This window comes from Actinomadura sp. KC216, from assembly GCF_004348535.1.
Classification (GTDB): domain Bacteria; phylum Actinomycetota; class Actinomycetes; order Streptosporangiales; family Streptosporangiaceae; genus Spirillospora.
On record NZ_SMJX01000339.1, the window covers coordinates 1 to 8,639 of the forward strand.

6 protein-coding genes and 1 pseudogene are annotated in these 8,639 nt (G+C 74.3%); 6 read left to right on the top strand and 1 reads right to left on the bottom strand.

Annotated elements, in window-relative coordinates:
- The 6 genes and pseudogenes from E1264_RS35950 to E1264_RS35975 all read left to right on the top strand — a co-directional run.
- Positions 1-1,585 (top strand): annotated as a pseudogene (locus E1264_RS35950) (hypothetical protein); the annotation flags it as partial.
- On the top strand, positions 1,566-2,375 hold the full coding sequence (locus tag E1264_RS35955) for a hypothetical protein (RefSeq protein WP_132180891.1): 810 nt from the start codon (positions 1,566-1,568) through the stop codon (positions 2,373-2,375). The pseudogene E1264_RS35950 and the gene E1264_RS35955, both read left to right, overlap by 20 nt.
- A complete protein-coding gene (locus tag E1264_RS35960; RefSeq protein WP_132180893.1) occupies positions 2,372-3,886 on the top strand; it encodes an NADH-quinone oxidoreductase subunit NuoF family protein in 1,515 nt (504 codons plus the stop codon). The genes E1264_RS35955 and E1264_RS35960 overlap by 4 nt, the downstream gene beginning before the upstream one ends.
- A 148-nt stretch (positions 3,887-4,034) precedes the next feature.
- The gene (locus E1264_RS35965) at positions 4,035-4,670 is read left to right on the top strand and encodes a DUF4142 domain-containing protein (RefSeq protein ID WP_243711376.1); all 636 of its coding nucleotides are present in this window, start codon (positions 4,035-4,037) and stop codon (positions 4,668-4,670) included.
- A gap of 35 nt (positions 4,671-4,705) precedes the next feature.
- On the top strand, positions 4,706-5,911 hold the full coding sequence (locus E1264_RS35970) for a DUF1996 domain-containing protein (RefSeq protein ID WP_207936692.1): 1,206 nt from the start codon (positions 4,706-4,708) through the stop codon (positions 5,909-5,911).
- 121 nt (positions 5,912-6,032) lie between these two features.
- Positions 6,033-6,716 carry an SDR family oxidoreductase gene (locus tag E1264_RS35975; RefSeq protein WP_132180895.1) on the top strand — a complete coding sequence of 228 codons (684 nt, stop codon included), beginning with the start codon at positions 6,033-6,035 and terminating at the stop codon, positions 6,714-6,716.
- Here E1264_RS35975 and E1264_RS35980 read toward each other — a convergent pair.
- Entirely contained in the window at positions 6,704-8,509 is a 1,806-nt protein-coding gene (locus E1264_RS35980; protein ID WP_207936694.1) for a long-chain fatty acid--CoA ligase, read from the bottom strand. The two genes, E1264_RS35975 and E1264_RS35980, sit on opposite strands and share 13 nt — an antisense overlap.
- Positions 8,510-8,639 lie beyond the last annotated feature (130 nt).

The following is an 8,639-nucleotide window of genomic DNA, read 5'->3' on the forward strand; positions in this document are numbered from 1 at the left end:
TCCCGCCCCCGGGCCCCGGCAGCCCGACGCACGTGCTGAGCGGCCCGCCCCGGCGGAGGGGGGTGCCGAGCGGACCGGGACCAGGGCGTTCACCGCCGGTGCCGAGGGGTTCGGCGGTATGCCCGAGCAGTTCGACGCGCGGGTCGGCGGGCCCAGGCCGCAGCGCGACCGGTCGCGGGAGTTCCGGCCGCGCCGGTCGGCGGGGGCGCGGCGCGCCGAGCGGGCCCGTCCGCGGCCGGAGCGGCGGGCGTCCCGGACGCGGCAGCCCGCGGGCGTGCAGGCCCGGCACGGGATGCCGGCGCGCCCCGGGCCGCGGGCGAAGCCGCGCGGCGGGCGGGGCCCGAGCGACCGGCTCGGCATCGGCGCGATCGTGCTGTCGACCGCGGTCGGGCTGTCCCTGCTGGGCATCGCCGAGCGGGCGCTGCTGGAGGGCGGGCCCATCGGCGGCTCGTCCGGTCCCATCGGGTCGCAGCGGGCGATCACGCCGCCGGACCGCGGCGGCGTCCCCGGGCAGCCGTCGCAGCAGTCGCCGCGGCCCGGCGAGAGCGGCGGGCCGGCCGCGCCGGGCGGCCCCGACCTGCGGGTCCTCGCCGCGCAGGTGCGGAAGCTGACCCTCGCCCAGCGCGGCGCGGCCGCCCGGCGGGTCTACGGTGCCGCGCCGGTGAAGGCCCCGGTCGTGGGCGCGACCCGGACGAGCGCCGACAAGACCTGGGTGTTCGGCACCACCGCGATCCCCGTCCCGGAGTCCAGCGCCGCCAACCCCGAGGTCGCGTTCTACGCGGCCCGCTGGACGGGACGGGAATGGCAGGCCGGGCTCTCCGGCGGGCGGCTGTTCAGCGACCTGCTCGGCGCCGTCCCCACCGACGTGATGCCCGCGGCGGAGGCGGCCGCGCTGCGCAGGTACGCGGCCGTCACGGAGGAACGGGCCACCTCCCTCGTCAACGGCACGCGCGCCGGCGACGGGCTGATGCTGCCGTGGAAGGTCGGCGAGGCCTGGTCGATGACGACCGCGGAGGGGTCCGCGCGGCCGCTGGCGTCGCTGGCGTTCGCGGGCGGCGACGGCCGCGTCCTCGCGTCCGGCGACGGCCGCCTCTACCGCTTCTGCGCCGACTCCGCCGGCCGCGCGATGATCATGGTGATCCATCCAAGCGGCGTCGCCACCACCTACTACCGCGTGCGGGACGTCCCGGCGAAGGTGCGCGACGGCGCCGCCGTCGAGCAGGGCGACACGCTCGGCCGCACCGGCTCCGACCGGCCCTGCGGCGGGGCCGCGGCGCCGCGCGCCGAGGTCGCGTTCGGGGTGCGGCGCGGCGGCGGAACGGTCCCGCTCGAAGGCGCCCGGATCGGCGGCTGGACGTTCCGGGAGCGCGCCGACCCCCTCGTCGGCTTCGCCGAGCGCGGCGTGCTGCAGGTGCTTCCCGGGGGCCTGCTGGCCAACCTCGGCCCGGTCCCCCCGGCGGACGACGCGCCGCCGTCATCGCCCTCCCCGGGCCTCCCGCCGCTGGACGGCGACGGACCGGTCGCCCTTCCGGCGCCGGCCGCCATCGAGAAGAGGAGTCCGATCGGTGCGAATTCGCAACAGTGATGATCCCGCGGTGCCCGGCTGGGTGCTGCGCGTGGTGCTCGTCGGCGCGGTGCTCGTGCTCGTCGGCGCGGCGACCCCGCAGGGCGCCGTCGCGGTCGCGAACGTGCAGTACTTCCTCAACTACTACGCCGGGACGTTCGCGCTCGTCGCCTACACCACCGCGGTGATGAGCGGCCTGCTGGCGACCGAGCGGCTGATCCTGCAGATCCGGCACCGGGTGCTGGCGCAGGCGCTGCACCGCGCGTCCGCCGTCGTCGCGACGGCGATGCTGGTCGCGCACGTGTCGGTGAAGGTGATGTCCGGGCTGGCACTGCCCGTCCAGATCGTCGTCCCGGACGCCGGGCCGGTCGGGATCGGCACGATCGCCGCCGACCTGATGATCCTCATCGTGATCACCGGGATGCTGCGGGTGCGGTTCGCGTTCCGCGGCAAGGCGTGGCTGTGGCGGTCGATGCACGTCCTCGCGTACGTGGCCTGGCCGATGGCGATCCTGCACGGCGTGACCGCCGGACGGTCCGCGCCCGCGTGGGTCGTGCTCTCCTACGTGCTGAGCGTGGTGTTCGTCGTCCTCGCGCTGATCACCCGCATCATCGTCGTGATCAAGCCGCGGGAGCTGCCGCGCGCGGGCGACGAGATCGACGCGTTCTCCCGGCCGGACGGCGCCGGGCGCCGCCGCGACCGCCGCGCCATGGCGGAACGCGAGCACGAGGAGGCCCGCGCCGCCGCCGCGGCCCGCGACGGCTACGGCGAGTACGGCGACCGCGGCCGTGATTCCGAGGTCCTGCGATGACGTCGACCGTCGCCGTCTCCGGCATCGGCGGGCCCCGGCTGACGCTCGGGTTCGACCGGTTCGACCGGCTGGACCTCGACCGGCACCTCGCCGTGCACGGCAAGCTCCGCGCGCCGTCGCTGGACGAGCTCGTCCGCGCGTGCGAGCAGGTCGACCTGCGCGGCCGCGGCGGCGCGGGCTTCCCGTTCGCGCGCAAGCTGATGGCCGTCGCGGCGCGGGTGAGGTACCCGACCACCGACCCGCCGCCGCTGCTGCCCGGCGAGAAGCGCGACGCGCGCGGCTCCAGCGAGGACGTGGTCGTCGTGGTGAACGGCGCCGAGGGCGAGCCGGGCAGCGCGAAGGACAAGGTCCTGCTCGGCCGGGCGCCGCACCTCGTCCTGGACGGGGCGCAGATCGCCGCGTCCGCCATCGGCACGCAGCGGATCGTCGTCGCCGTCGAGGACGACGAGGCCGCCCGGTCGGTCCGCGCCGCGATCGTCGAGCGGCGGATGCCCGCGCGGATCGTCCGGCTGACGGACCGGTTCATCTCCGGGGAGAGCGGCGCGGTGGTCCGCGCGATCAACGGGGAGGCGCCGATCCCGCCGGGCGTGAAGGTCCGCGCGTCGGAGTCCGGCGTGGACGGGTACCCGACGCTGCTGTCCAACACCGAGACGTTCGCGCAGCTCGCCGTGCTGGTCTCGCTCGGCCCCGACCTGTACGCCTCCACCGGGACGGAGGAGGAGCCGGGCACCACGCTGCTGACCGTCGGCGGCACCCAGGTCGTGGAGGCGCCGCTCGGCACGCCGCTGCAGGCCGTCCTCGACCACTGCCAGGTGCCGCCGTCGCCGGGCGTGCTCGTCGGCGGCTACCACGGGATGTGGCTCGGCCCGGCGCAGGTGTCGCGGGCCGTGCTGTCGCGCGCCGGGATGCGCCGGGTCGGCGGGACGGTCGGCGCCGGGATCATCCTGCCGCTCACGCAGGGCACCTGCCCGCTCGGCGAGGTCACCCGGATCGCGTCCTACCTGGCGGCGCAGTCGGCCGGGCAGTGCGGGCCGTGCCGGCTCGGGCTGCCGGACGTCGTCCGGTCGCTGAACTCGCTCACCGAGGGCGGCGGGTCGGTGGAGGACGTCCGCCGCGCCGCCGGCGTCGGCCGGGGCCGCGGCGCCTGCACCCACCCGGACGGGACGGCCAGGTTCGTGCTGTCGGCGATGGAGGCGTTCGGCCCGGACATCGACGCGCACCGGTGGGGCGGCGGCTGCGGACTGTCGACCTACGGGGTGCTGCCGCTGCCGATCCCGGACGGCACGGAGGGGCGCGTCGCGATCGACTGGAGCCGCTGCGACGGGCACGGGCTGTGCGCCTACCTCGTCCCCGAACTGATCCAGCTCGACCGGTACGGGTTCCCGGTCGTGCTCGGCACCGACATCCCGTCCTGGATGGAGAAGGACGTGCAGAAGGCGGTCGCGATGTGCCCGGCGCTGGCGCTGCGCGTCGTCGCGGGCGTCCCGGACATCTCGTCCCGGCGCGGCTGACCGGCCGCTGCTCGGAGCCATTCCGGGCGCTGCGAAAAGTCAATAAAAAAGATGGACACCGTTGAACCCCGGACCCGGCCCGGTGCGTATCTCCCACCGAACTGTGCCGGGTCCGTGCGAGAGATCCTCGGAAGGAGGAAGAAGTTCCTTGAGGAAATCCTACGGAATCGCCGAAACGCGCAGGCGGCCGCGATTCCGCCGCCGGGGCCGCGTGCTGCTGATCCTGGCGGTCGTGGCCGCGGTGGCGGGCGCCTTCGCGGTCATCATGGCCCCGGTCGGCGTCCCCGCGAGCGGGGCGGCGAACCTCGGCGGCACCGTCAACACCCGCTGGGGACGGCTCAGCACCGACGACAGGAAGCTGCTCGTCGCGGTCAGGCAGGCCGGGCTGTGGGAGATTCCCGCAGGCCAGCAGGCACAGCAGCGCGCCACCCGGCCGCGGGTGCGGGAGGTCGGCGAGATCATCATGCAGCAGCACGTGCAGCTGGACGCCGACGCCCGCGCCACGGCGCAGCGGCTCGGCGTGCTCCTTCCCACCGAGCCCAACGGGAGCCAGAAAAGCTGGCTGAGAGAGATGTCGGGCAAGTACGGGATCGATTACGACAAGACGTTCGTGCTGCGGCTGCGCGCCGCGCACGGAAGTGTCTTCACGGTCATCGCCAAGGTGCGCGCGCAGACCGAGAACACCGAGATCCGCGCGTTCGCCGAACGGTCGATGAAATTCGTCAACACGCATATGTCGCTGCTGGAGAGCACGGGCCTGGTCCCCAGGCGCGCCCTGCACTGACGTACATCCCACCCCGCAAAAGGGAGCACCTTTCCATGGGAAGCAATAGGAAGAAAGCATTCGCCGCGATGATCCCGGCGCTCGCCCTCGCCACCGCAGTGACCCAGGCGGTGGGCGGTGCCGCGCTCGCGCAGCCCCGGACCCTTCAGGCCCCCGGTGACCCGACCGCCGACCCGACCGCGGAGCCGCCGCCCGCCGACCCGCCCGCCGACCCGTCCGCGGACCCGTCGGCCGAGCCGCCCGGGGAGCCGCCCGCGGATCCCTCGGCCGACCCGTCGGCCGAGCCGCCCGGGGAGCCGCCCGCGGACCCGTCCGCCGAACCGTCCGCGCCCGCGCCCCCGCCCCCGAGCGCGGTGAAGCCGGGACCGCGCCGCGACCAGTTCGTCGACATCCGCCGCGCCCCGCGCATCCAGGTACCGCGCACGTCCCGGTGGGGCTCGCGCGGCGTGTTCTCCGTCAACTGCGGCACGAACGAGGGCCAGGCGCACAGCAACCCCGACAACGTCGTCGCGGCGCCCGGCGTCCAGAACGGCGCGCACCACATCCACGACTACGTCGGCAACCTCGACACCGACGCGTTCTCCACCGACGAGACCCTCGCCGCCGCCGGGACGACCTGCACCAACGGCGACAAGTCCACCTACTTCTGGCCCGTGCTGCGGCTGCGCTCCGGCGAGGACGACTCCGACCGGGCCGAGCAGAGCCGCCTAGACGGCAACGTCGGCAGCATCGTCGAGCCCTCGTCCGTCCGCCTGCAGTTCCTCGGCAACCCGCGCAGCAAGGTGACGGCGATGCCGCCGTTCCTGCGGATGGCGACCGGCGACGCCAAGTCCGCGACGAACGGCCTGGCCAACGCGAACGCCCTGTGGTCGTGCAGCGGCTTCCAGAACCGCGGCTTCACCGACAAGTACCCGCTGTGCCCGCGCGGCAGCCAGGTGCTGCGCATCCTGAACTTCGCCGGCTGCTGGGACGGGCAGAACACCGACAGCGCCAACCACCGGTCCCACGTCTCCTTCGCCGACAAGCGGACGGGGCAGTGCCCCCGGGGCACGCGGGCCATCCCGCAGTTGCGGATGACGCTGTCCTACCGGGTCCCCGCGAGGGCGCTGGCCTTCGCGCTCGACTCGTTCCCCGAGCAGGGGCACGACCCGGTGACCGACCACGGCGACTTCATCAACGTCATGGGCGACCGGCTGATGCGGCAGGCGGTCGCCGCCATCAACTCCGGCCGGCGCCGCTGACCGCGCGCGGCCGGTGAGGACCCGCGGCCGGTGAGGACAGGGCGCCGCCCCGCCACCACCGGCGGCGCGCCTCACCGGCCGCCTCCACACCGATCCGCGCCCCCGACCCTACGATCTTGCTATGAACATCGTGATAGCGGGCGGGCACGGGAAGATCGCGCTGCGGCTCTCGCGGCTGCTCGCCGCGCGGGGGGACACCGTGCTCGGCCTCATCCGCAACCCCGCCCACGCGGGCGACGTGCGGGCCACGGGCGCCGGGCCGGTCGTGTGCGACCTGGAGTCCGCGGATCCGGCCGAGGTGGCCGGGCACGTCACCGGCGCCGACGCGGTCGTGTTCGCCGCCGGCGCGGGCCCCGGCAGCGGCGTCGCGCGCAAGGACACCGTCGACCGCGGCGCGTCCGTGCTGATGGCGGACGCGGCGGAGAGCGCGGGCGTCCGCGGCTTCCTCCAGATATCCGCCATGGGGGCGGACGAAGCCCCGGCGCCGGGGCGCGGCGACGTGTGGGACGCCTACATCCGCGCCAAGGGCGAGGCCGAGGCCGACCTCCGCCGCCGCGACGCCCTCGACTGGCTGATCCTGCGTCCCGGCCGCCTCACCGACGACCCGCCCACCGGCCTGGTCACCCTCGCCGAACCGCCGCTCGGGCACGACGTGGTGACCCGCGCCGACGTCGCCGCGGTCATCGTCGCGCTGCTCGACGCGAGCGACGTCCGGCACCGCACGCTCGACCTGCTGAACGGCCCCACCCGGATCGAGGACGCCGTCGCTTCGCTCCGCCCGGCCATCGGCGGTCAGGGGGCGTAGAGGGCCTCGATCTCGTCCGCGAAGTCCGCCAGCACCACGTTGCGCTTGACCTTGAGGCTGGGCGTCAGGTGGCCGGACTCCTCGGTGAAGTCGACCCCGAGGATCACCTGCTTCTTGATCGCCTCGGCGTGGCTGACCGAGGTGTTCGCCGCCGCGATCGCCGCTTCGATCTCCGCGACGACGTCGGGGTCGCGGCGCAGCTCGTCCAGCGACATGTCCGCGGGCTTGCCGTGCCGCTCCTTCCACGGCTTGAGCGCCTCCTCGTCCAGCGTGACGAGCGCGGTGATGAACTTGCGGCCGTCGCCGACCACCAGGCACTGGCTGACCAGCGGATGCGCGCGGATCCTGTCCTCCAGCGGGGCGGGCGCGACGTTCTTGCCCGCCGCGGTGACGAGGATCTCCTTCTTCCGTCCGGTGATCTTCAGGTAGCCGTCGCCGTCGAGGGAGCCGAGGTCGCCGGTGTGGAACCAGCCGTCCTCGTCCAGGACCTCCTTGGTCGCGGCCTCGTTGTTCCAGTAGCCGCGCATGATGTTGACGCCGCGGGCGAGGACCTCGCCGTCCTCCGCGATCCGGACGTCCACGCCCGGGATCGGCATCCCCACCGTCCCGATCTTGATCCCGGTCGGGCGGTTGACGCTGATCGGCGCCGTCGTCTCGGTGAGGCCGTAGCCCTCCAGGATCGTGATGCCGACCCCGCGGAAGAAGTGCCCGAGCCGCTCGCCGAGCGCCGCGCCGCCCGACACCGCGTACATCACCTCGCCGCCGACCGCCGCGCGCAGCTTCTTGTACACCAGCGCGTCGAAGACCTTGTGCTTCGCCTTCAGCCCGATCCCGGGGCCGCCGCCGTCCAGCGCGCGGCTGTAGGCGACCGCGGTCTCCGCCGCCGCCTTGAAGATCTTGCCCTTGCCGTCGGCCGCGGCCTTCTGCTCGGCGCCGTTGTAGACCTTCTCGAACACGCGCGGGACGGCGAGCAGGAACGTCGGCCGGAACGTGGCGAGGTCGGGCAGCAGGTTCGGGACGTCGCTGTGCCCGAGGATGATGCCGCCCTCGATCACCGCGACCTGGATCAGCCGGGCGAACACGTGCGCCAGCGGCAGGAACAGCAGCGTGGAGTTGCCGTCCACGGTGACCTCGGCGATCGCGCCCTGCACGGCGTTGCGGGCGGTCGCCACCAGGTTCCCGTGGGTGATCTCGCAGCCCTTGGGCCGCCCCGTCGTGCCCGAGGTGTAGATGAGCGTCGCGACGTCGGCGGAGTCCCGCGACTTGCGGCGTTCCTCGACCACGTCGTCCCCGACCTCGGCGCCGAGCCCGGCGACCTCGTCGAGACCGCCCGTGTCGATGCCCCACACGTGCGCGAGACCCGGGAGCCTGTCGCGGAGCCCCTCGACCGCCGCCACATGCTCGTCCGTCTCGGCGAACACCGCCTTGGCGCCGGAGTCGCCGGCGATCCACTCGATCTGCTCGGCGGAGGACGTCTCGTAGATCGGGACGGAGACCGCGCCGGCCGCCCAGATCGCGTAGTCGAGAACGGTCCACTCGTAGCGGGTCCGCGACAGCAGCCCGACCCGGTCCCCGGGCTCGATCCCGGCCGCGATCAGCCCCTTGGCGATCCCGGCGGCCTCGGCCGCGAACTCGGCGGCGGTGACCGCGCTCCACACCGGAGCCTCGGCGGGGCCGCTCTTGCGGCGTGCCACGATCGTCCCCGGTGCTTCGGCGGCCCGGGTGAAGGGCGCGTCGGTCAGTACGGCGGAGTCGGGGACCTCCACCATCGCGGGGACGCTGAACTCGCGCACGGCCTGCTCCCTGTGGTCGTTCTTTCGACAGGTGGACGGGGAAGTCCGCGGAGGCTTCTCCGAAACCGCATGATACCCACGAGTAGGAGAAATGCCTTGTACACCCGGATATAGGTCTCGGGCTGTCTCT

Bases quoted from the DNA above. Each gene is read 5' to 3' on its own strand.
- E1264_RS35960 (WP_132180893.1), top strand. From the start codon at position 2,372: ATGACGTCGACCGTCGCCGTCTCCGGCATCGGCGGGCCCCGGCTGACG.
- E1264_RS35970 (WP_207936692.1), top strand. From the start codon at position 4,706: ATGGGAAGCAATAGGAAGAAAGCATTCGCCGCGATGATCCCGGCGCTC.
- E1264_RS35975 (WP_132180895.1), top strand. From the start codon at position 6,033: ATGAACATCGTGATAGCGGGCGGGCACGGGAAGATCGCGCTGCGGCTC.